This is a genomic window from Phytobacter sp. SCO41 (assembly GCF_003073275.1).
GTDB lineage: Bacteria > Pseudomonadota > Gammaproteobacteria > Enterobacterales > Enterobacteriaceae > Phytobacter > Phytobacter diazotrophicus.
This window is the reverse complement of record NZ_CP027225.1, coordinates 3,806,228-3,828,791: the sequence shown is the minus strand read 5'-3', so window position 1 is coordinate 3,828,791 and position 22,564 is coordinate 3,806,228. Positions and strand designations below refer to the sequence as shown.

The window sequence follows — 22,564 nt, the reverse complement described above, 5'->3', positions numbered from 1 at the left end:
TAATGACTTTATTAGATAAAGAAACATCTGTTCTGCGTGAAGAGACGCTGCCAGGCGGCGGCAGTCTCTCCTTTATTCTCAAGCGCGGGCAGATCCTGCGCATGACCGACACCGAAGGTGGGGCAAACGTCAGCCTGATGATGCTTAACCCGCATGAAAAGAGCGAACGTCTGAACCTGCCCGATACCTTAAAAGGCCAGCACACCGCGCGCCTGACGGCAGGCCACTGTTTTTACTCCGATATGGGGCGTGTGCTGGCGGGGATTATCGCGGATACCTGCGGCTGGCATGACCCGTTTGGCGGCGTGCTGAATGCCGCAGAAGTGAAGGAGAAATATGGTCAGGGGCGTTATCAGGATTTGCGTAACGGTTTTTTCCGCAACGGCACCGACAACCTGCTCGTTGAGATGGGCAAATGGGATTTGAACCTTGAAGACCTGCTGATGGTGGTGAACTTCTTTAGCAAAGTCACGGTGGATGAGCACGGCGCTTTTACCTTCCACAGCGGTGCGTCGAAGGCTGGCAGCTACGTTGAACTGTTTGCGCCAATGGATGTGCTGGTGGTGCTCACTGCGCTGCAACACCCGATGGACCCCGCCGCAGATTATGCGCCGCGCCCGGTACAACTGGCCTGGCGACAGGCGGCAGACGAAAACGCCGCCATTGAGGCTTTGATGACGCGCCCGGAAAACACGCGTGCCTTCACCAACACCCGTTTATTTGCCCTGTAAGGAGCCGCATGATGAATGTCACCAGCCAGAAGCACCCCGACGAGGCCGTTTTTCGCCATGTGATCCCGGCAGGGGAGCCGTACCTGTTTGAAGTGAAAAAGGGCCAGACCCTGCGTTTGCTCGACCTTGAAGGGAACCAGGCCGTGGATACGCTGTTTTATAACGCCGACAACCCCCGGGAACGCTACGATCCGCAGCGCACGTTGCGCCGCCAGGGCAATGCGTATCTGACCACCGGCAGCGTGCTGTGGTCCAATATGGGTAACCCGTTGCTGACCATTGTCGCCGATACCTGTGGCCGCCATGACACTCTCGGCGGCGCGTGCGCCCAGGAGAGCAACACCGTGCGTTATGCGCTGGATAAACGCCATATGCATAGCTGCCGCGATAACTTCCTCTGCGCCTGCCTGCACGATGGACGTCTGCATAAGCGCGACATTGGCGCCAACATCAACTTCTTTATGAACGTTCCGGTGACCCCGGAGGGCGGACTGACCTTCGAAGATGGCATCTCAGCGCCTGGCAAATACGTTGAACTGCGTGCCGAATGCAACGTCATCGTGCTCATCTCCAACTGCCCACAGTTGAACAACCCGTGCAATGGCTGGAACCCGACCCCGGCGGAGGTGCTGGTATGGAACTGAGCCGGGGTGCGCGTCTGCGCCTTTTTATTTACCGCCTGTTTGACGTGCGTGCGAACCGTTTACCGCTCAGTCAGACGCGCCAGACACCACCGCGTCCGTAAACGACCAGCCCCTTATGGACGGCCATAAGGCGAGCCGAATTTCGGCGGGACGACCCGCCACGATTGAGTCCTGACTATGTTTACGAAACTCCTTATCGCTAACCGTGGCGCGATCGCCTGCCGTATCCTGCGCACCTTGCGCACACTCAATGTCACCGGCGTTGCCGTCTGGTCTGAGGCCGACGCCAGCAGTCTGCATATTCGTGATGCCGATGAAGCCATTAGCCTGGGCGACGGCCCGGCGGCACAGACCTATCTGGTCAGCGAAAAAATTATTGATGCGGCCCGCCAGAGCGGCGCACAGGCGATTCATCCCGGCTACGGTTTTCTTTCTGAGAACGCCGCCTTTGCCGAAGCCTGCGAAGCCGCAGGAATAGCATTTGTGGGCCCGACGCCGGAACAACTGCGGGTCTTTGGCTTAAAACATACGGCCCGCGCGCTGGCCAAATTGCATGGCGTACCGATGCTGGAAGGCACAGAGCTGCTGGCAAACCTCGATGAAGCGCAGCACGCTGCCGCGCAGGTGGGGTTCCCGGTGATGCTGAAAAGCACCGCGGGCGGCGGCGGTATCGGGATGCGGGTGTGCTATAGCGCCGATGAACTGGCCGATGCCTTTGACGCGGTAGTGCGGCTGGGCAAAAACAACTTTAGTGACGCGGGTGTGTTTATTGAGAAGTACATCGAGCGCGCGCGTCATCTGGAAGTGCAAATTTTTGGCGACGGTAAGGGTGAGGTGGTTTCCCTTGGCGTGCGCGACTGCTCGGTACAACGCCGTAACCAGAAAGTGCTGGAAGAGACCCCCGCGCCGAACCTGCCGGATGGCATGGAAGCGGCGCTGTGCTCAGCGGCCATCAAACTGGGTAAAGCGGTGAATTACCGCAGCGCCGGGACCGTTGAATTTGTCTATGACAGTGACGCAAAACGCTTTTACTTCCTGGAAGTGAACACCCGTTTGCAGGTGGAGCATGGTGTTACCGAGCAGGTCTGGGGCGTAGATCTGGTGCGCTGGATGATTGAACTGGCCGCTGGCGATCTGCCGCCGCTGACCGAGCTGGTTGCAGGGCTCACGCCGCAGGGACATGCCGTGCAGGCGCGCGTTTATGCCGAAGATCCGGGCCGCCAGTTCCAGCCGTCGCCGGGGCTACTGACCGACGTGGCGTTTCCGGCCGACGATCGCCGCACGCTGCGCATTGACACTTGGGTGGAAGCGGGCTGCGAAGTGCCGCCATTTTTTGATCCGATGCTGGCGAAAATCATCACCTGGCAGCCCACGCGTGCGCAGGCGATTGCCTGCCTGGATGCCGCGCTGGGCGAAACCCGTCTGTATGGCGTAGAGACCAACCGCCAGTACCTGCGCCAGATTTTAGCCTTTGCCCCGTTTGCGGAGGGCGAGCCCTGGACGCGCTGCCTGGAAGGGTTGCGCTACCAGGCCACTACCCTTGAGGTGGTGAGCGCCGGAACTCAAACCACGGTGCAGGATTACCCTGGCCGCCAGGGCTACTGGGCGGTGGGTGTGCCGCCGTCCGGCCCGATGGATGATCGCGCGCTGCGTCTGGGCAATGCGTTATTGGGGAATGCGGCAACCGATGCTGCGCTGGAAATCACGCTCAGCGGTCCGACGCTGAAATTTAATACCGACGCCGTGGCGGTAGTGACCGGGGCGAGTATCGGGGTCACGCTCGACGGTACAGCGCTTGCGATGCATACCGTGTTTACGATTTCCGCGGGTAGCACCCTGCGTCTGGGGGAGGTGAGCGGTGCCGGGGTGCGCAGCTATCTTTGCCTGCGCGGTGGCATTAATGTGCCGGATTATCTTGGCAGCAAAAGCACCTTTACCCTCGGGCAGTTTGGCGGTCACGCCGGGCGCGCGCTGCGTACCGGCGATGTGCTGCATCTCAACCCGCTGACGAACCGCGCAAGCGGTGTTGTGCTCGCGCAGGCGTTGCAGACCACACTGCCTGCCGTGCGTGAACTGCGCGTGATCTATGGGCCGCATGGGGCACCGGAATATTTCACCGGCGCGTATATCAACACCTTTTTTGCCACCGACTGGGAAGTGCACTTCAACTCAAGCCGAACCGGGATCCGCCTGATTGGGCCGAAGCCGGAGTGGGTGCGCGAGAGCGGCGGCGAGGCGGGGCTGCACCCGTCCAATATTCATGACAACCCGTATGCCATTGGCGCGGTGGATTTCACCGGGGATATGCCGGTTATCCTCGGCCCGGATGGCCCAAGCCTCGGCGGTTTTGTCTGCCCGGTGACGGTTATCGAAGCGGATTTGCACCAGCTTGGGCAACTGAAAGCGGGGGACAAGGTGCGTTTTGTCCCGGTGGACGTGGCAACGGCGCGTCGGCTGGCACAGGCCAGCCGCCAGGAAGTGGAAACACTGCAACCTGTCGCCGTCAACTGGCATCCTGCCGCGCTGGCTTCCCCGGTGGTGCTGGAGACCGGGGAAGCGGATAAGCGGCTGGTGGCGCGTCTTTCAGGCGATACCCATCTGCTGCTGGAAATAGGCGAACCGGAACTCGACCTGGTGCTGCGTTTTCGCGGTCACGCCCTAATGCAGGCGCTGGAATCCCGCGCGCTGGAGGGGGTTATCGATCTGACGCCGGGGATCCGTTCATTGCAGGTGCATTATCAGCCGGAAACCCTGGCGCTGAGCCGTTTGCTGGCGATTATTCACGATCTATGGGCCGATGTGTGCCAGCGCGAAGATCTGGATGTGCCGTCGCGAGTGGTCTGGCTGCCGCTCTCCTGGGATGACCCGGCCTGTCAGAAGGCGATTGAAAAATACATGACCACCGTGCGCCGCGACGCGCCATGGTGCCCGAGTAATCTCGAATTTATCCGCCGGATTAACGATCTGGAAAATATCGACGAGGTCTACAAAACCGTCTTTGATGCCCGTTATCTGGTGATGGGGCTGGGAGATGTTTACCTTGGCGCGCCGGTGGCGACACCACTCGACCCGCGTCACCGTCTGGTGACCACCAAATACAACCCGGCGCGTACCTGGACGGCGGAAAACTCCGTCGGCATTGGCGGCGCATACCTCTGTGTGTATGGCATGGAAGGGCCGGGGGGATATCAGTTTGTGGGCCGCACCCTGCAAATGTGGAATCGCTATCGTGCGGTCGCTGATTTTGGCGGTAAGCCGTGGCTGCTGCGCTTTTTCGATCAGATTCGCTTTTACCCGGTCTCTGCCGATGAACTGCTCACCATCCGTCGGGACTTCCCGCTTGGCCGCTACCCGCTGCGCATCGAACAGACCACTCTGCGCCTGGCGGAATATCAACAGTTCCTGGCCGATGAAGCGCAGAGCATTGCGGCGAACCGCACCCATCAACAGCAGGCGTTTGCCGCTGAGCGCGATCGCTGGATTGCCAGCGGCCAGGCCCATTTCGACAGCAGCGATGTGATTGCCGACGAGGGGAACGATGCCCCGCTCAGGGCCGGGGAAAGCGGCGTCGACAGCCCGGTTTCCGGCAACCTCTGGCAGGTCAATGTGGAAGTGGGCTCCGTGGTGAAAGAGGGCCAGACGCTGGTGGTGCTGGAGTCGATGAAGATGGAAATTCCGTTAACTGCGCCGCATGACGGCGTGGTCAGTCAGGTTCGGGTGCAGCCGGGAAGCTCCGTGCGCGCCGGGCAATGCGTAGTGGTGATGGAGAAAGCACAATGACACAGACCTTTGATTTGCGCCTCGATACACTGGCGAAACGCTACCGCAGCGGTGAGATAACGCCGCGTGCGCTTATCATGCAATTGCGCGAGCGGGCGATGGCGCTCAACCCGGAATTTCATCTGTTCATTCATATTCTGAATGAAGCTGAACTGGAACCGTATCTGTCGGTGCTGGAGCAACATCAGCCGGAGGATCTGCCGCTGTACGGCATTCCGTTCGCCATCAAAGACAATATCGATCTCGCAGGCGTTCCCACCACCGCGGCCTGCCCGGCATTTGCTTATATGGCCGGGCAGGATGCCACCCTGGTGCGCCAGTTGATTGCCCTGGGGGCGATTCCGTTGGGTAAAACCAACCTCGATCAGTTTGCCACCGGACTGAACGGCACTCGTTCGCCTTATGGCGCCTGTCGCAACAGCGTTCATCCTGAGTATCCGTCGGGTGGCTCCAGCGCCGGGTCATCGCTGGCGGTGGCGCTGGGCGTCGCCAGTTTTTCATTAGGCACCGACACCGCCGGCAGCGGGCGCGTCCCCGCGTCGCTGAACAATCTGGTGGGGCTGAAAGCCACCAAAGGGCTGATTTCAACGGCGGGCGTCGTGCCAGCGTGCCGAACCCTGGATTGCGTCACCTTCTTTACCGCCACGGCAGCCGAGGCCAGTACCCTGCTGGCGCTGACCGCAATCCAGGACCCGGATGACGACTACAGCCGTTGCAATCCGCTGTGGAACAGCAAACAGGCGTTTGGCGTGCCGCAGGCCGGGTTCCGTTTTGGCGTGCCGGATAAGCTGGAGTTCCTGGGCTGTGCCGAGAGTGAAGCGCTCTTTTATCACGCCAAAGCGCAACTGGAGGCGCTGGGGGGAATACCGGTCGCGCTTGATTTCACACCGTTTCTGGCGGCGGCAAAACTGCTTTATGAAGGGCCCTGGGTGGCGGAGCGCTACCATGTGGCAGGCCATTTGATTGAGCAGCAGCCGGATGCGGTGCTGCCGGTTATCCGCGATGTTCTGCAAAAAGCCCCGACCACCGATGCGGTTAGCGCGTTTGACGGTCTTTATCGGTTGCAGAGCTATAAACGGCAATGCGATGCCTTGCTCGATGCGCTGGATTGCGTACTGACGCCGACCTACCCGCGTCCGGTAACGCTGGCTGAACTGCGCGATGAACCGGTGAAGCGCAATTCTGATCTCGGGTACTACACCAATTTCATGAACCTGCTCGATTACGCGGCCGTCGCGGTTCCGGTCGGGTTTATGTCCAATGGACTCCCCTCGGGCGTGACCCTGTTTGGCCGCGCCTTTACCGATCAGTATCTGCTGAGCGTGGCGGATGCCTTGCAGCGTGTGAATCCGCTGAGCCTGCCTGGGGGCACGACCATCGAGGCTGATGCCCCCACGCATGCTGCGGTAAATGATCGGGTAAACGTGGTGGTCTGCGGTGCACATCTTGACGGTCTGGCGCTCAATTATCAGTTGCGCCAGCGTCAGGGACATCTGGTGGAGGCGACGCTAAGTGCACCTGCTTACCGCCTGTATGCGCTGGCGGATGGCAAGCGTCCGGGGATGGTTCGCGTTAGCGAAGGCGGCAGGGCCATTGCCGTTGAGGTGTGGGCGTTGCCGTCCAGTGAATTGGGATCATTTCTGGCGGGGATCCCGGCACCGCTCGGGTTAGGCAAAGTGGAGCTCGAAGAGGGGCAGTGGCTGACCGGATTCATTTGTGAAAATAATGGATTAGAGGGCGCAACGGACATCACAGAATATGGCGGCTGGCGCGCGTGGCTTGCCAGTCGGGGATAATGTTAAGCAGCCCTAAAGTGTAAAGAAGTTTCGTCTGCGTTTAATAATTGAAGTTGCGCATGCTTTCGCTCAAAAAATAGCCATACTATAAGTTGTGCCTGATGGCTGACAAGGGGGGGAACGTATGACCGTTGACGAACTTACACAATGTCTGTTGGACAAACTGGTCGATGCCAGAGCTGATCTTGCGACCTATATCCAGATGCGAAAAGCGAAAGGGTATATGTCAGTCAGCGAAAACGATCAATTACGCGAGCACTTCTTCGATCTTGCCAGGGAAATACGCGATAACGGTGTGCAACTGAACACATTGCAGGATGCCGATACCCGAGGGGCGCTATATCGCGCGGAGGAGGCTATCTCCTCTGTGGCGGTGTGCCTGTTAAGCGGGCGCCAGGATTGCCCAACCTATATAGCGGTGAACGTCGAAAAACTGGAAAGAGCCTTTAACGTGCTGAATTTCAGTATCAAGTATCTTTCCGAACATGTATCGCTTGCCGAAATCTAAACGCGGGGGAGGCCACTCCCCCCTTTCTTTTTAAGCTTTTGTAAAAATCCCCTTTCGCCTTGCCGTGCTGGCTAACCTTTATGCAAACCATGAATAAAGGAGTGGGTCATGCATCGTTCCGCCGCGTTTATTATTCCTGCGATATTCCTTTCAGCCTCTGTCATCGCAGCCCCCGCGCCCGTGAAGGTTGAGGTGTTACAAACCAAACTCGATCACCCCTGGTCTCTGGCTTTTTTGCCAGGCGATCAGGGCATGCTGATAACGATGCGCGGCGGTCAGTTGCGACAATGGCAGCCGGGGAACGGCCTTTCTGACCCGATAACCGGCATTCCGAAGGTTTGGGCTAACGGGCAGGGAGGTCTGTTGGATGTGGTGCTGGCCCCGGACTTTGCTAAGTCGCGACGGGTCTGGCTGAGCTACGCCGAAGCCGGGCAGGACGGCAAAGCAGGCACAGTCGTGGGGTATGGCCGCCTTAGTGATGATGCAAAACACCTTGAGGCTTTCCAGGTGGTTTTTCGCCAGCAGCCCAAATTGTCGACCGGCAATCACTTTGGCGGACGCATGGTGTTTGACGGTAAAGGCTACCTGTGGATTGCGCTGGGGGAAAATAACCAACGCCCCACTGCACAAGACCTCGACAAATTACAGGGCAAACTGGTTCGTCTGACCGACCAGGGTAAAGTCCCGCCGGATAACCCCTTCGTTGGGAAAGCCGGAGCACGGTCGGAAATCTGGGCATACGGGCTTCGTAACCCACAGGGGATGGCGATGAATCCGTGGAGTCACACCCTGTGGATGCATGAGCATGGTCCGCGCGGCGGTGATGAAATCAATATTGCCGGGAAAGGAAAAAATTACGGCTGGCCGCTGGCGACCTGGGGGATAAATTACAGCGGATTACCCATTCCCGAGGCGAAAGGGGGGAGGGTCGAGGGGACCGAACAGCCCATTTTCTACTGGAAAAAATCGCCGGCTATCAGCGGCATGGCGTTCTATAACTCCGATGTCTTCCCCGAGTGGAAAAATAAACTCTTTATCGGTGCGCTGAAAGATGAAGATGTCATTGTGATGAGCGTAAGCGGCAACACCGTGACCGAAGACGGACGCATCCTTAAAGACCGCAAGGCGCGCATTCGCGATGTCCGCGTCGGGCCGGATGGTTATCTGTATGTGCTGACCGATGCGTCAGACGGTGAACTGCTAAAAGTCAGCCCGGCGCGGTAAGGGGGCACCGGGCAGGCTTATCAGGTTACCGGAATCATCACCACGTCACGAAACGCCGGGCGCTGCGTCAGCGTCTGGTACCAGCGTTCAAGATGTGGGCGTGGCGTCCAGCTTAGCCCGATGTTGTAGAGGTTGTAGATAAAGGGCGCGACGGCAATATCACCGGGGCCGAACTCCGCGCCGGAGAGCCACGGCTGTTGGGCCAGGGCGTCGTCAAGCAGGGCAAAGAGCGCTTCACAGGCATTGATACCCGCTTCAATAGCCGCATTGTCGCGTTTTTCGACGGGGGTGCGCACCAGCCCCACCAGCAAAATACCGTGTTTCGGCGCCAGCGTGGACAGCGCCCAGTCCATCCACTTTTCCCCCTGTGCGCGCACCGCGGGTTCATCGTTCCACAGGCGGCGTTGACCATACTGCGCGGCCAGGTAGCGAACAATGGTATTGGATTCCCACAGCACAACGTCAGTTTCGTCATCGCGCAGCAATGGCACCAGACCGTTGGGATTCATTGCCAGAAATTCGGCTTCGCGGTTCAGGCCAAACGCGCCGCCCGCGAGAATGTGTTCGTACGGCAGTTCAAGCTCTTCAAGTATCCAGCGCACTTTTTTGACGTTGGAGGAGTTATTCCTGCCCCATAGCGTAATCATGTTACCCCCTTGTGTTTACCACCCAGTCTGAGGCCTTCCATGTTGAGATAAAGTTAACGTTCTGGCAACGATTTACAAAATTATCCACGCGCCAGAGCACAACAATATGTTATTGCATAAACTTTACTTTCCAGTGCTTTTATTCACGCTTGTTATGCGCTATTACTCACGGCTTGTTGCTGCACGGTGGTGCGACGTTGATTTCAGAATGGATACCTGGGTGGCCTATATGACGCATTTTTCTTTATTTCCACGCGGCCTGGCGGCGGGAGCCGCATTGATCGTTCTCTTTTCACCTTCTCTGTATGCAGTGGAACAAGCGCCGGAGGCTCCGCCTGTTGATGCCCGCGCATGGATCCTCATGGATTACGCCAGCGGTAAGGTGCTGGCAGAAGGGAATGCCGATGAGAAACTGGACCCTGCCAGCCTCACCAAATTGATGACCAGCTACGTTGTCGGCCAGGCGTTGAAGGCAGGGAAGATTCACCTGACCGACATCGTGACGGTAGGTAAAGATGCCTGGGCTACCGGAAACCCGGCGTTACGGGGCTCTTCACTGATGTTCCTCAAGCCGGGCGATCAGGTCTCGGTGGCTGACCTCAACAAAGGGGTCATTATTCAGTCTGGCAATGACGCCAGCATCGCCATTGCCGATTTCGTGGCGGGCAGCCAGGATTCTTTCGTCAGCCTGATGAACAGCTACTCGCAAAAGCTCGGCCTGACCAACACCACCTTCAAGACCGTCCACGGGCTGGACGCGCCGGGGCAGTTTAGTACCGCCCGCGATATGGCGTTGCTCGGTAAGGCGCTGATTCACGATGTGCCGGACGAGTACGCTATCCACAAAGAGAAAGAGTTCACCTTCAACAAAATTCGTCAGCCGAACCGCAACCGTCTGCTGTGGAGTACCAGCATGAACGTTGACGGGATGAAAACCGGGACAACGGATGGCGCTGGGTACAACCTGGTGGCGTCGGCAACAATGGGTGACATGCGCCTGATTTCTGTGGTGCTGGGGGCGAAAACCGACCGCATCCGTTTTAACGAGTCGGAAAAGCTGTTGACCTGGGGCTTCCGCTTCTTCGAAACGGTCACGCCTATCAAGCCAGACGCCACCTTTGTAAATCAACGCGTCTGGTTTGGCGCGCAAAGCGAGGCAAAACTGGGCGCGGGGGAGGCCGGTTCGGTCACCATCCCGAAAGGGCAACTGAAAAACCTGAAAGCCTCTTATACCTTAACCGAACCGCAGCTTACCGCACCGCTTAAACAGGGGCAGGTTGTCGGCACTATTGATTTTCAGCTTAACGGACAGACCATTGAGAAGCGCCCGCTGATTGTGATGGAAGCAGTTGAAGAGGCCGGATTCTTTGGCCGGATGTGGGATTTTGTGCTGATGAAATTCCACCAGTGGTTTGGCTGGTTCGCCTGATAACGGCACGCCGTGCCCCGTGGGGCACGGTCAGAATACCAGTTTGATCTGCTCGGCTTTGGCGAACTCAACCAGCGCTTCGTCCGGGCGACAGTCGCTGACGATAGCGTCAAAATGGCTCAAATCTCCCATGCACGCCGGACGCACTTTGCCGAACTTACTGTGATCAACTACCAGGACATGAAATTGCGCGCTCGCCATCGCCCAGTGTTTTAGCGGTAACTCTTCCAGATTAAAGCAGGTAACCCCCTGCTCAATGTGAACCCCGGCGGCAGAATAAAAGGCCATATCCGGGCGCAGATAGCTCAGTGTCTCTTTGAAATTGAGCGGCTGAAAAATGGCATTACTGGCATGAAATTCGCCGCCGCTCAGGATGGCACGGCACAGCGGCTTTTCCTGGAGGGCAAGGAACGTATTCAGGGAGTAGCACACCCCGGTGAATGGCAGGTCGGCCGGAATGGCTTCGATAATCCAGGGGGTGGTGGTGCCGCAGTCAAAAAACACCATTTGGTGTGGCTGCACCAGTTGCGCGGCTAATTGTGCCGCGCGGCGCTTTTCATCGACCAGACGGGTTTTCTGATCGCTTAGCAGATAATGGCTGGCGGTGCGCGGCTCAAGCACGATATAGCCGCCCAGTAGCACAACCGGCGCGCTGTTGGCGCTGAGATCGCGGCGAATCGTCATTTCTGAAACACCCAGAAGGGCAGCGGCCTCTTTCAGATGCAGCTTATCGCTGCGCTTGAGCGCCGACAGTAACTGGCTTATCCGTTCGTCACGTCTTGTTTCCATAATACCCCTGAATAAAAGAAAGCCCCGCGTTTAGCAGGGCGTTCATCTTACCTTTGCCGCCGGGCTTAGTCACGTACCCAGCCCCGGCGAATCGGAAAGGCAAAACAGAGGCGGTAAATATGCTGTAGCGTGCGGTGCAGCGCCGGACCGAAGATCTGCCACAGTATCTGCGCGCTCAGACAACCGCACAGACCAACAAACAGACCGCCCACCATATCGAGCGGCCAGTGTACCCCCACGTACACGCGAGACCAGGCAATCGCCAGCGCAACCAGCATCAGTACCGCGCCGGACCAGGCCCGATGCCAGGCAATGAAGGCAATGGCAAACGTAAAAATCACCGTACCGTGATCGCTCGGGAACGAGTAATCCGGCGAATGGGGCAGAAAGTTGTAACCGACATGATCGACAAACGGGCGGTTATGAGGGAACAGATGCCCCAACACCAGCGAAAGACTCATGCTGATCGCCATCGCCATGGTGACTTTAATGACTAACTGGCGCTGTGCGCTAAGCTGTTTACGCGGCCCCCAGAGCCATAGTGCTACGGCAAGTAGCGGCACGATGCTAATTACATCGTTGGCGATAAACCGTGCGGCGGCAATCATCCATGCGGGGGAATCCGGTGTGGCGTTGATCATCGCGAACAGCGTGTAATTCAGATTTTCCAACATGCTCTTTATGACTCCGGGCTCTGGCTGATGTGAATGTTTGATGACAGCGCTCACCTTAAAAGCGGCGCGATAAACGGTAAAGTCGTTTCCGCTTATTTCACGGAGAGTTAGACGATTCTTAAGCCGATTATTGCATTGATGTGACACGGTACGCAGGGATGATTAAGTAAACCTTAAGGTTGAAAAAAGTGCTTTCCACGGTGCGACTGGCATAATTCGCTATCGTCGACCGACTGCTTTGATTACACTCTGCGCGATTTTTCACGTAAAAGAGATGGCATGCAAAACCCTACACTTACTGGTCGCCGCCTGGGACGGCAGGCACTGTTATTTCCCCTTTGCCTGGTCCTGTACGAATTCTCAACCTATATCGCCAACGATATGATTCAGCCCGGTATGCTGGCCGTGGTCGAGCAATATCAGGCAGGGATTGAGTGGGTGCCGACATCAATGACCGCCTACCTTGCGGGCGGCATGTTTTTACAATGGCTGCTGGGGCCGCTGTCGGACCGTATTGGCCGTCGACCGGTTATGCTGACCGGCGTGGTGTGGTTCGTAGTGACCTGTCTTGCCACGCTGCTGGCGCAAACCATTGAACAGTTCACCCTGCTGCGCTTTTTGCAGGGGATCAGCCTGTGCTTTATTGGCGCGGTCGGCTATGCGGCCATTCAGGAATCTTTTGAAGAGGCGGTGTGCATTAAGATAACCGCGCTGATGGCCAACGTGGCGCTTATCGCACCGCTGCTCGGCCCGCTGGTGGGTGCAGCCTGGGTTCATGCCGCGCCCTGGCAGGGGATGTTTGTACTGTTTGCCGTGCTGGCGGCGGTGGCGTTTGTCGGGCTGCAACGGGCGATGCCAGAAACCGCCACCCGGCTGGGTGAACCGCTTTCGTTAAAAGCCCTGTGGCACGACTATGCGCTGGTGATGAAAAACGTTCGCTTCGTCGCCGGGGCGCTGGCAACCGGCTTTGTCAGCCTGCCGCTGCTGGCCTGGATTGCCCAGTCACCGATTATTATTATCAGTGGCGAACAGCTCAGCAGTTATGAATATGGGTTATTGCAGGTGCCGATTTTTGGCGCGCTGATTGTCGGCAACCTTTTGCTGGCGCGGCTGACTTCGCGGCGTACCGTGCGGTCGCTGATTATTCTTGGCGGCTGGCCGATTGCTGCCGGGCTTATCCTTGCGGCCATTGCAACGGTAGCCTCTTCGCATGCATATCTCTGGATGACGGCAGGTTTGAGCCTGTACGCGTTTGGTATTGGTCTGGCTAACGCCGGGCTGGTGCGCCTGACGCTGTTTGCCAGTGATGTCAGTAAAGGCGCGGTTTCGGCGGCGATGGGCATGCTGCAAATGCTGATTTTCACCGTCGGTATCGAAGTCAGTAAACATGCGTATCTGGTCGGCGGCAACGGCCTGTTCAGCCTCTTTAATTTGCTCAACGGCCTGTTCTGGCTGGGGCTGATGGTGATTTTCCTGCGTGATAAAAGCGTCGGGAACTCGCTCGAAAGCTAAGGCTTCCGGCGGGTGAGGGGAGAGCATCATTCGGCAATGATGCGCTTTCGTTACCCGCGTTAGCCTGCGGGCAGCGGGTATCGCGCAAGCCTGCGCCACTCGTTATTCTGCCTGTGATTATATCGACATATCTGTTATCACTTCCGGCGTGTCACCTTTACTGAAAACGCGTATCTTTGATGGCGATATTGCGGAGCACGACGCACCTGCCTGTTCGCAAACTATTCAGAAAAACGTTAGGGACACCACCGATGACCTTCAGAAAGACGCTGATTTCTTTAGTGACCACATACACTCTTTTCCATTTAAGCCCTGTGCTGGCCGCTTCTGCGCCGGCATTCACGCCTGAGCAGGAAGCGCAAATCGGTAAAATCGCCGCCGACTACCTTGTTGCCCATCCGGAGGTGCTGGTGCAGGTCAGCCAGAAATTGCAGCAGCAAGAGCAGGAGCGTCAACAGATGGCGCTTACCCAGAAGGTAATGGAGAACCAGGAAGCCCTCTTGCGTGACAAAGATACGCCGGTGATTGGTCCACAGGATGCGAAAGTGGCGGTTATCGAATTCTTCGATTATCAGTGCATTTATTGCAGCAAACTCGCCCCGGAGCTGGAGAAAGTGATGAAGACCAGTCCGGACGTACGTTATATCTTCAAAGAGTGGCCTATTTTCGCATCGCGCTGGGAGAACTCAGAGAAAGCCGCGCTGCGCGGTCTTGATGTCTGGAAGCAGAAAGGCGCTGCCGGGTATGCCATCTATCACAACAGCATTTACCATACCGGGCATAACGAAGGCCAACTGACCGTCGAGGATATCAATGCTGCTGCGAAGGCTGCCGGTGCCACGGATAAGCTGCAGGCGGATTACAGCAATATCCTTGAGAGCACCAATACACTGGCGCAGACGCTGGAACTCACCGGGACGCCAGGGCTGATTGTGATGCCGGTTAAAGGCGCAACCCCGGAGAACATCACCGTATTCCCTGGGCTGGCGAGCGCGGAACAGATTCAGGCCGCGATTAAAAAAGCCAGCCACTGATTCGCAACATTGCCGTCGGTAAACATTACCGGCGGCAATGCCAGTTATTGGTGTGGTGACGAATTAAAAAAGTATTAAACGTAAAACGCTCTGTTAATTATTTTATCGAAAAAGTAGTCTCAGTACTTTCGGGGGATTTATCTGTTATTCGCCATTCTTTTTTCGCCATTGCCCGGGCGGCGCATTATGAATTTTCTTAAAAGTCTTTGAGAAGCTTTGCTGATCGTCAAATCCGTACTTAGAGGCTATTTCAATAATAGGCATACTGGTTTTTTGTAGATCTGATGTCGCTTCCATGATCTTTTTTTGTCTGATGTATCGAGCAAGGCTGAGCCCTGTATGATCTTTGAAGATTCTTTGCAGGTGCCTTTTAGAATACCCCGCTCTTTTTGCAGCGATTGCTATGGTGATGTTTTTATCCAGGTTGGCGTCAATCCACATTGTTATTTCCATGATTACCGTTGCTTGTAATTGTGGCATTTTTCTGCGCCTCGCCATTATCTCTTTTTCGTCTATCCTCACTCTCCATTTTTGAAAACGTGTAGTTAGAATGTATAGGTGATGGCACCGGTAAAAGAGAACGTATTTCGTCTGAAAACAATAGGGCTATTTGCAACATCATCATTCAGCCAGTTATAACCCGCACTTAAGGTTGTTCCCCAATGCGTGTCAATTTGGTGGTTCCACAGCAGATTTGTACTTATGCCATATAAGCCGCCGCCAGGGGTAAATGTTTGATATCCCGTGCGATCGCTCTGTTTTTGGCTGACACCATAATGAATTTGCATATATCGACGATCGCCGAACATGGCTGTATTCTGCAGTGCGATAGTATCGATTTCATTCTGCAAAGGAATAAGCGTAAAGGAAGCCTGATATTCTACCCCCTGGCTATCAGTGACAGGAAGAATGGCTTTTCCTTCAATGCTTACCCAAGGGGCTATGGACCAGCCAACTGCCAGCGCAGTATTCATGGCCGCTTTAATATTGCCCATTCCTTTTAATTCATTTGCGCCATCCCGCCAGTTGGAATTACGATCAGAACGCCCCAGGCTATAACCCAGCGAGTGTTCTAAATACAGGCCGTTGTCGGCCTGCAGGTCATATCCCAGACCCTTTTCCGAATCAACAAAAAACGCGCCTTTTCGCCCTTGAATAACGGGCAAGATCTGGAAAAATTGATGATTTGACCCGCTGTAACGCGGCGCGTATTGCCCTGCAATCCCCATGGTAAACGTGTCTGTATTAGCGGCAGTCTCATCCGCATTCGCAAATGACGTTACCGAGGTAAGGAGTAAACCTGCCATCAACGGTACTGTTTTTTGGGGGAACATTGAGCATCTCCGGAATCATTAAAAGCGTATTATTTCAGCGCATGGTTTTCTGATAGTTCAGTATGAAGGGCTGTTATCAATAAACAGTCAGGGAATTGTTAAGATACTGTCAAGTTCCGCTTTTTAGCGCGCTGTCTCTGATGAATTTAATCTTCTCCGGGCGGTTTATATCATTTGTCATTTTATTAATGCGCATTGACTGTCATAAAAAGGGTATTGTATGTATTGGCGTAACAGATCGGCAATTGCTGTTCTCTAAAAAACCAGGGTACATAAATGGTTTGTCGAAAAATATTGATAATTGAAGACGATACGGATGCTGCCGACGTACTGGAAGCCTACCTCCGTCGGGATAGTTTTGACGTATTGATAGCAGAAAACGGGACTAAAGGGCTGGAAATGGCGCGGCGGCTTAAACCCGATCTCATTCTGTTGGATATTATGCTGCCGGGCATAAGTGGCACCGAAGTGCTGGCTTCCATTCGGCGCGACAGCGATGTCCCGGTCATTATGGTCACCGCAATGGGGGAGGCGTCGGAACGTATTGGCGCATTGCGCTATGGCGCTGATGATTTTGTTGTTAAGCCTTATTTTCCTGGTGAAGTCGTTGCGCGAGTCCAGGCTGTATTGCGCCGCACCGCGCGCGCTGAAAAACCCGAAGAGACACTTAACTGGCAAAATCTGTCGGTCAATACGGTGGCGATTACCGCCATTGTGACCGATCGCGAAAAACCGGCGATTGTTCTGGATCTTACGCCCTCTGAATTTTCCATGCTGACGACGCTAATGCGCCATCCCACGCGCCCTTTTACGCGGCAATTCCTGCTGGAACAATGCCTTCCGGACAGCGATGCGCTAGAGCGCGTTGTGGATACACATATTTATAATTTGCGTAAAAAATTAGAGAGCGCTGGGGTCACTGGCGTTCTGGCAAACGTGCGCGGTATTGGATACAGGTTCCAGCAACTATGAAAAGCCCCGTTCATCAGTCCCTGTGGCGCTGGATTTGCGCCCGTATCCTTGCCCTTGCCATCGGGACTGTGATTATCATTGCGCTGTGCATGTGGCTACGTTATGCCGTCCAGAATTACTGGGCTTTGCATGATATGCCCGCCAGTGTCAGAGCCGAATTCCTCGCATTGAAAGACAACCCGCATGTGAACCCGGATCGCTTCCATTACATTGTCGACACGTGGTGGGGAATCAGTTACTCGACCCCCTCCATTGCCTCGACCGACTGGATCATGGTTGGCGTACTTGTTCTGGTGATGATCCCTTTTATCGTCATTATGGGTCTACGCTACGCGCGGCCCTTATCCTCTCAGTTCAGCCGGTTACGAGAGGCGGCTGATAAAGTCACACAAGGGCAATTCGGCAGCCAGGCGGAACTTATCAAGGATGCGCCTGCAGAAATGATACGTTTCGCCGTTGATTTTAACAGCATGACACAGCAACTTGCCCTGTATGAACGCGAACTGCGCGCTTCGCATGTGGCGATGGCGCATGAACTTCGCTCCCCGTTAACGGCGGCCATAGGTCGGCTGCAGGGGATGCTGGATGGCGTCTTTAGCCCTACGCAAGAGCAACTGAGTATGGTGATGAACCAGTTGCTACTCCTGAACCGTCTTACCGGGGAATTACACTTACTTTCACTGGCGGACGCCGGACAGTTGACGCTCGATCGCCATCCTCTTTGCCTTGGGGAGCTATTGCGTGAGCGTGCAGCCTGGCTAAAGCTACAGGCGGATACATCAGGCGTGAGTATTAATGTTGTTGATAATGCACCTGCGCTTTTCAATGGGGATGCGCTGCGTCTGGGGCAGGCCTTCACGATTATTATGGAAAATGCCTTGCGCTATGGCCGACAGGGTGGGCATCTAAACATTGGCATTCGTCGGGATGCTGAGGTGTTCAGCATCACTTTTGCGGATGACGGCCCTGGCGTGGACCCCGATTTCTTACCGATCATTTTCGAGCGCTTCACGCGGGCCGATGCATCGCGGGCGCGGCATTCCGGGGGCAGTGGATTGGGGCTATCCATAGCCAGGGCTATTTGCCTTGCCCACGGTGGCAATATTGCCGCGTCTTTACCTGAAAAGGGCGGTCTGTTGATAGAAATAACACTGCCGTCTGACAACAGATAAGTGCATTCTTGATGAATCCTTGATGAAAAATGAAGAGAATCTCGACTTCATAAAGATGTAATGGCGCCATTACCGATCAGGAGTGGCGTTATGTCAGAAGAACTCACCGTGTTATTTCGTCAAAGTGTGCATCATCTTTTTAATGCCGCGCGTCAGTTTTCTATTCTTTCTTTTTTGCCTTTTATCGCCCCGCTGGTGTTCATTTTTTTACTGACCGGCTGTGGCGAGAAGGATACGCACAAGGCTGCGCCGCCGCGGCCCGTTCGCTACGTGGTTATCCAGACGTTATCCTCTTTGCCGGTCGATGTGCGAACCGGAGAAATACGTGCCCACGATGAAACCCTGCTCGCTTTCCGACTGAGTGGCCGCATGGTGAGCCGTCTCGTTGATATCGGCGATCATGTGCATGCGGGACAAGTGCTGGCCACATTAGAAAACCAGACCGGCACAAATGAGCTTTCCAGCGCCAGCGCCGATGTGGAGAGCGCCAAAGCCGCCGAACAAGTCGCGTTGCTGAATTTGAATCGCATGCAAAAATTGTTGCCCTCCGGCGCTATCGCCCGTACTCAGCTTGATACGGCGCGCGCTGACTGGCAATCGGCGGCCTCACGCCTTAAAAGTAGTATGGCCGCGTTGCGCAATGCGCAGGATAACCTTGCCTGGACAAAACTGACTGCGCCTGCAGATGGCGTGATTACCCGCGTCAGTGTTTCTGCAGGGCAGGTCGTCAGTGCAGGACAAACGGTCTTTACCCTTGCGACCAGTGAGGCACGCGATGTGGTATTTGATATTGCTGACCCGCAGCAACTTTCCGCACCCGATGCAAAAGAGCGGGTATTTCAGGTCGCGTTGCTGTCGAATCCAGACGTAAAGACCACCGGCATACTGCGTGATATCAGCCCGCAGGCCGACCCACAAACCCGAACCTGGCAAGTCAGGGTCGCTCTTAACGACCAGCCCGCAATGGCGTTAGGGGCAAGCGCGACCATTGAAATACCGTCGTCAACATTGCCTGGTTATAGGATCCCAGCCTCCGCGCTGAGTCGCAGGGGCGATAAACCCGCCATCTTTGTTATTGGTAATAACGGAGAGGCGCAGTTACGTGAGGTCACTTTATCAGGCTACTCGGCTGCTTCCGCGTTCGTTTCATCCGGCCTGCATCCCGGCGATAAAGTCATTACCGCAGGGGTAAATAAGTTACGCGATGGCGAAAAAATTATTCCGGGGGAGCGCCAGTCATGAAGGCTCCCGATAAAAAGCAACGCTTCAACCTTTCCGCCTGGGCGCTTGAACATCAGCAACTGGTAAGCATGTTTATGATGCTGATTCTCGTGGCGGGGATCCTCTGTTATCAAAAGCTCCCGCGTAATGAAGATCCGGCATTTACCATAAAAACGGCGGTGGTCTCTGCGCAGTGGCCCGGCGCCAACATTGAGGATACGACCCGGCTGGTGACCGATGTGCTGGAGAAAAAACTGCAGGAGACACCCTGGCTTGATTATATAGAAAGTGAAACCCGGGCAGGCAGTAGCGTGATTTATGTGAACTTGCGAGACGACACGCCACCGCAGAACGTTCAGGGGATCTGGTATCAGGTGCGTAAAAAAATGCAGGATATCGCAACCTCGTTACCCGAGGGGGCGCAAGGGCCTGCTGTGAATGATGAATTTGATGATACGTTCGGCACTATTTATGCTTTCACTGCAGACGGTTTCACTTCGCGGGAGTTACGCGATCGCGTAGAAGCTGTCCGGCGTAATCTGATGTCGGTGAAAGATATCGGGAAGATTACGCTTCTGGGTGAACAGCAGGAGCAGATGGTTATCGCCTTTTCCCCCCGACAACTTGCCGGTATGGGATTAGATGTTCAGCAGGTGAGCGAGGCATTAAAGGCCCAGAATGCCGTTGAACCCTCCGGAACGATTCGTACCGGAAACGATAACGTTGCCTTGCGTGTGAGCGGTGCATTGACCTCAGAAGAGAGTCTTCGCGGTGTCACACTGCATATCAATGATCGCTACATTCCCCTGACGGATATTGCGACCGTCACGCGTCAAATTGCCGAGCCCGCCACCCCTGTTTTTCGGGTAAACGGACAGCCTGCGATAGGGCTTGCGATTTCGATGGCCTCAACCGGCAACATGTTGCTTTTCGGTAAGACGCTTAACGCCAGAATGGAGGAGGTCAAAAACCAGTTACCGCATGGTATTGAAATGGTAAAAGTTGCCGATCAGTCTGTGGTCGTGAGCGATGCAGTCAGCAGCTTTGTCCGCGTGCTTATCGAAGCCGTTCTGATCGTTCTGGCTGTTTCATTTATCTCGCTCGGTATGCGCGCCGGGCTGGTCGTTGCTGCGGCAATACCTCTGGTACTGGCAATGACATTTGTCGGCATGATGCTGGCCAATATTGGCTTGCAGCGCATCTCTCTGGGCGCGCTCATTATTGCGCTCGGGCTTCTGGTCGATGATGCGATGATAACGGTTGAAGCGATGGTGGCGCGGCTTGAGGCGGGCGACTCGCGTAAAAACGCCGCCACTTATGCGTTCAAAACCACGGCTTTTCCCATGTTGACGGGCACCCTGGTGATGATAGCGGGGTTTATTCCTGTCGGCTTTGCGGCGTCGAGTGCCGGAGAATATTGCTTCTCACTGTTTGCCGTTGTCCTGATTGCGCTACTTTGCTCCTGGGTCGTCGCCATCCTGTTCTCGCCACTGACCGGTACCTGGTTACTTCCTGCGCATGTTAAGCATCATGGCGGGAGCGCAGGCAGGCTTTCTCAGGCCTATCGTGCGTTACTGGATCGCGTGTTGCGTTATCGGTTGAGGACAATCGGAATTGCCCTGCTGGCGCTTATTTTGTCAGGCGTTGGGGCGACCTACATGCAGGGGGAATTTTTCCCGGCATCGGATCGGCCCGAACTGCTGGTCAGTCTCTCGCTCCCGGCGAATACGTCACAACCCGAAACAGAACGGCAGGCCGAGCGTCTCGAAAAAGCGATAAGCGGTAATGAAAATATTGATCACTACACGACCTATGTCGGATCGGGCGCCGTACGTTTTTATTTGCCGATGGAAGTCTTGCTGGATAATGAAAACACTGCGCAACTCGTTATCGTCGCCAAGGATTTAGCGGCAAGAGACCGTTTACAACGGCAACTCGCGGCTCTGTTAGCCAGCCAGTTTGGCGAGCTGACGACGCGGGTATCCCCCCTCGAATTAGGGCCGCCAGTAGGCTGGCCGATAAAATACCGCGTGAGCGGGCCTGACTATGCCCAGGTGCGCTTAATCGCCAATCGTGTTGCCGCTAAAACGGGAGCATCGCCTTTCACTCGCGAAGTTAACCTGACCGCGGGCGAACCGGAAAGAGTGATCACCTTTAATGTTAACCAGACTGCTGCACGGGCGGCAGGCGTCTCTTCAGAGGATATTGCTCAAACGCTTAATACGGTCTGGTCTGGTCGGACCGTCACCACCGTGCGGGATAATGATCGCCTCGTGGATGTGGTGCTACGTGCAAACGATAAGGAACGTCTTGATATCAGCACGTTATCGTCACTGGTGCTGACAACCTCGGCGGGAAAGAAAATTCCCCTTAGCGAAGTCGCCACGCCCGTATGGGGCGTTGACGATCCGGTTATCTGGCGTCGCCAACGGCTGCCTTTCATTACCGTGCAAACAGACCTGGCGCCGGGCCTTAATGCACAGACCGTATCGTCTGCTCTGCGTGCGGATATCGATACATTACGCGCGCAACTGCCCGCGGGATATCACATCGAAGAAGGGGGCACGGTCGCGGAATCGGAGAAGGGAAATAGCTCCGTTTTCGCGGTGTTACCTGTGACGCTCATCGCCATGCTGGTTCTGTTAATGATTCAGTTGCAGCGTTTCTCCCGCATGTTGCTGGCACTCTTTATGGCGCCTTTTGGCTTGCCTGGCATCGTATTAGCCATGCTGCCGACAGGTACGCCGATGGGGTTTGTGGCATTGCTGGGCGTGATCGCGCTGGCAGGGATGATTATTCGCAATGCGGTCATCCTGATAAGCGAAGTGGACAGTAACCTGGCGCAGGGGATGGCTTCGCGCGACGCTATCGTTGCGGCAGCGGAACATCGTTCTCGTCCCATTGTTTTAACGGCCTGCGCGGCAATACTGGGGATGATCCCCATATCACATCAGGTTTTTTGGGGGCCGATGGCCTATGCCATTATCGGGGGGCTTCTTGTGGCCACGCTGGTAACACTGACGGTATTACCTGCTTCATTGAGCCTGCTGCTAGCCAGAGAAGAGAGGACAACTAAACAGAAATAAATAAGAAAATG

At 55.5% G+C, this 22,564-nt stretch carries 18 protein-coding genes; 13 read left to right on the top strand and 5 right to left on the bottom strand.

Features of this window, described 5'->3' with window-relative positions; genetic code table 11:
- Window positions 1-2: 2 nt before the first annotated feature.
- The 6 genes from C5523_RS18710 to C5523_RS18685 all read left to right on the top strand — a co-directional run bounded on the left by C5523_RS18710 (window position 3) and on the right by C5523_RS18685 (window position 8,683).
- Window positions 3-731, top strand: coding sequence for an urea amidolyase associated protein UAAP1 (locus tag C5523_RS18710; protein WP_108701759.1), 729 nt, complete (start codon window positions 3-5; stop codon window positions 729-731).
- An 11-nt stretch (window positions 732-742) separates the two neighbouring features.
- Window positions 743-1,375, top strand: coding sequence for an urea amidolyase associated protein UAAP2 (locus C5523_RS18705; protein ID WP_108701758.1), 633 nt, complete (start codon window positions 743-745; stop codon window positions 1,373-1,375).
- Between the two features lie 177 nt (window positions 1,376-1,552).
- Window positions 1,553-5,155, top strand: coding sequence for an urea carboxylase (uca, locus tag C5523_RS18700; protein ID WP_108701757.1), 3,603 nt, complete (start codon window positions 1,553-1,555; stop codon window positions 5,153-5,155).
- Entirely contained in the window at window positions 5,152-6,951 is a 1,800-nt protein-coding gene (gene atzF, locus C5523_RS18695; protein ID WP_108701756.1) for an allophanate hydrolase, read from the top strand. Before uca ends, atzF begins: the two co-directional genes overlap by 4 nt.
- 124 nt (window positions 6,952-7,075) lie before the next feature.
- A complete protein-coding gene (locus C5523_RS18690) occupies window positions 7,076-7,459 on the top strand; it encodes a biofilm formation regulator BssR (protein ID WP_039077160.1) in 384 nt (127 codons plus the stop codon).
- Window positions 7,460-7,567: 108 nt separating this feature from the next.
- Complete coding sequence (locus C5523_RS18685; protein WP_108701755.1) at window positions 7,568-8,683, top strand: PQQ-dependent sugar dehydrogenase; 1,116 nt, start codon at window positions 7,568-7,570, stop codon at window positions 8,681-8,683.
- A gap of 20 nt (window positions 8,684-8,703) precedes the next feature.
- On the opposite strand, the gene C5523_RS18680 is transcribed toward C5523_RS18685, so the two are convergent.
- Window positions 8,704-9,330, bottom strand: coding sequence for a glutathione S-transferase family protein (locus tag C5523_RS18680; protein ID WP_039078475.1), 627 nt, complete (start codon window positions 9,328-9,330; stop codon window positions 8,704-8,706).
- A 229-nt stretch (window positions 9,331-9,559) separates the two neighbouring features.
- On the opposite strand from C5523_RS18680, the gene dacC reads away from it, so the two are divergent.
- Window positions 9,560-10,759, top strand: coding sequence for a serine-type D-Ala-D-Ala carboxypeptidase (dacC, locus tag C5523_RS18675; protein WP_039078756.1), 1,200 nt, complete (start codon window positions 9,560-9,562; stop codon window positions 10,757-10,759).
- A gap of 30 nt (window positions 10,760-10,789) precedes the next feature.
- Here the strand turns inward: dacC and deoR are convergent, their stop codons facing one another.
- Together deoR and ybjG are read right to left on the bottom strand one after the other, a co-directional pair.
- Entirely contained in the window at window positions 10,790-11,548 is a 759-nt protein-coding gene (deoR, locus tag C5523_RS18670) for a DNA-binding transcriptional repressor DeoR (RefSeq protein ID WP_108701754.1), read from the bottom strand.
- A gap of 65 nt (window positions 11,549-11,613) precedes the next feature.
- Entirely contained in the window at window positions 11,614-12,222 is a 609-nt protein-coding gene (ybjG, locus tag C5523_RS18665) for an undecaprenyl-diphosphate phosphatase (RefSeq protein ID WP_108701753.1), read from the bottom strand.
- 279 nt (window positions 12,223-12,501) lie between these two features.
- Between ybjG and C5523_RS18660 the strand changes: the two genes are divergently transcribed.
- Window positions 12,502-13,734, top strand: coding sequence for an MFS transporter (locus tag C5523_RS18660; RefSeq protein WP_108701752.1), 1,233 nt, complete (start codon window positions 12,502-12,504; stop codon window positions 13,732-13,734).
- A gap of 251 nt (window positions 13,735-13,985) precedes the next feature.
- Window positions 13,986-14,768, top strand: a complete 783-nt coding sequence (locus C5523_RS18655; RefSeq protein ID WP_079498305.1) for a DsbA family protein — start codon at window positions 13,986-13,988, stop codon at window positions 14,766-14,768.
- Window positions 14,769-14,912: 144 nt separating this feature from the next.
- On the opposite strand, the gene C5523_RS18650 is transcribed toward C5523_RS18655, so the two are convergent.
- A complete protein-coding gene (locus tag C5523_RS18650) occupies window positions 14,913-15,248 on the bottom strand; it encodes a helix-turn-helix domain-containing protein (protein WP_039078480.1) in 336 nt (111 codons plus the stop codon).
- A 65-nt stretch (window positions 15,249-15,313) separates the two neighbouring features.
- On the bottom strand, window positions 15,314-16,102 hold the full coding sequence (locus C5523_RS18645; RefSeq protein ID WP_108701751.1) for a MipA/OmpV family protein: 789 nt from the start codon (window positions 16,100-16,102) through the stop codon (window positions 15,314-15,316).
- Between the two features lie 276 nt (window positions 16,103-16,378).
- Here C5523_RS18645 and C5523_RS18640 point away from each other — a divergent pair, with 276 nt between their 5' ends.
- The 4 genes from C5523_RS18640 (at window position 16,379) to C5523_RS18625 (ending at window position 22,553) form a co-directional block, all read left to right on the top strand.
- Window positions 16,379-17,074: a response regulator gene (locus C5523_RS18640; protein ID WP_079498308.1), complete on the top strand. Its 696-nt coding sequence runs from the start codon at window positions 16,379-16,381 to the stop codon at window positions 17,072-17,074.
- Window positions 17,071-18,246: a cell wall metabolism sensor histidine kinase WalK gene (locus C5523_RS18635; protein WP_079498309.1), complete on the top strand. Its 1,176-nt coding sequence runs from the start codon at window positions 17,071-17,073 to the stop codon at window positions 18,244-18,246. Before C5523_RS18640 ends, C5523_RS18635 begins: the two co-directional genes overlap by 4 nt.
- A 90-nt stretch (window positions 18,247-18,336) precedes the next feature.
- Entirely contained in the window at window positions 18,337-19,488 is a 1,152-nt protein-coding gene (locus C5523_RS18630) for an efflux RND transporter periplasmic adaptor subunit (RefSeq protein ID WP_108701750.1), read from the top strand.
- The gene (locus C5523_RS18625; protein ID WP_108701749.1) at window positions 19,485-22,553 is read left to right on the top strand and encodes an efflux RND transporter permease subunit; all 3,069 of its coding nucleotides are present in this window, start codon (window positions 19,485-19,487) and stop codon (window positions 22,551-22,553) included. The genes C5523_RS18630 and C5523_RS18625 overlap by 4 nt, the downstream gene beginning before the upstream one ends.
- The last annotated feature ends 11 nt before the right edge of the window (window positions 22,554-22,564 follow it).

Excerpts from the sequence above, each read along its gene's own strand:
- C5523_RS18685 (WP_108701755.1), top strand. The coding sequence starts at position 7,568 with ATGCATCGTTCCGCCGCGTTTATTATTCCTGCGATATTCCTTTCAGCC.
- ybjG (WP_108701753.1), bottom strand. The coding sequence starts at position 12,222 with ATGTTGGAAAATCTGAATTACACGCTGTTCGCGATGATCAACGCCACA.
- C5523_RS18640 (WP_079498308.1), top strand. The coding sequence starts at position 16,379 with ATGGTTTGTCGAAAAATATTGATAATTGAAGACGATACGGATGCTGCC.
- C5523_RS18635 (WP_079498309.1), top strand. The coding sequence starts at position 17,071 with ATGAAAAGCCCCGTTCATCAGTCCCTGTGGCGCTGGATTTGCGCCCGT.
- C5523_RS18690 (WP_039077160.1), top strand. The coding sequence starts at position 7,076 with ATGACCGTTGACGAACTTACACAATGTCTGTTGGACAAACTGGTCGAT.
- atzF (WP_108701756.1), top strand. The coding sequence starts at position 5,152 with ATGACACAGACCTTTGATTTGCGCCTCGATACACTGGCGAAACGCTAC.
- C5523_RS18705 (WP_108701758.1), top strand. The coding sequence starts at position 743 with ATGAATGTCACCAGCCAGAAGCACCCCGACGAGGCCGTTTTTCGCCAT.
- deoR (WP_108701754.1), bottom strand. The coding sequence starts at position 11,548 with ATGGAAACAAGACGTGACGAACGGATAAGCCAGTTACTGTCGGCGCTC.
- C5523_RS18655 (WP_079498305.1), top strand. The coding sequence starts at position 13,986 with ATGACCTTCAGAAAGACGCTGATTTCTTTAGTGACCACATACACTCTT.
- C5523_RS18650 (WP_039078480.1), bottom strand. The coding sequence starts at position 15,248 with ATGCCACAATTACAAGCAACGGTAATCATGGAAATAACAATGTGGATT.
- dacC (WP_039078756.1), top strand. The coding sequence starts at position 9,560 with ATGACGCATTTTTCTTTATTTCCACGCGGCCTGGCGGCGGGAGCCGCA.
- C5523_RS18645 (WP_108701751.1), bottom strand. The coding sequence starts at position 16,102 with ATGTTCCCCCAAAAAACAGTACCGTTGATGGCAGGTTTACTCCTTACC.
- C5523_RS18660 (WP_108701752.1), top strand. The coding sequence starts at position 12,502 with ATGCAAAACCCTACACTTACTGGTCGCCGCCTGGGACGGCAGGCACTG.
- C5523_RS18625 (WP_108701749.1), top strand. The coding sequence starts at position 19,485 with ATGAAGGCTCCCGATAAAAAGCAACGCTTCAACCTTTCCGCCTGGGCG.
- C5523_RS18680 (WP_039078475.1), bottom strand. The coding sequence starts at position 9,330 with ATGATTACGCTATGGGGCAGGAATAACTCCTCCAACGTCAAAAAAGTG.
- C5523_RS18710 (WP_108701759.1), top strand. The coding sequence starts at position 3 with ATGACTTTATTAGATAAAGAAACATCTGTTCTGCGTGAAGAGACGCTG.
- C5523_RS18630 (WP_108701750.1), top strand. The coding sequence starts at position 18,337 with ATGTCAGAAGAACTCACCGTGTTATTTCGTCAAAGTGTGCATCATCTT.
- uca (WP_108701757.1), top strand. The coding sequence starts at position 1,553 with ATGTTTACGAAACTCCTTATCGCTAACCGTGGCGCGATCGCCTGCCGT.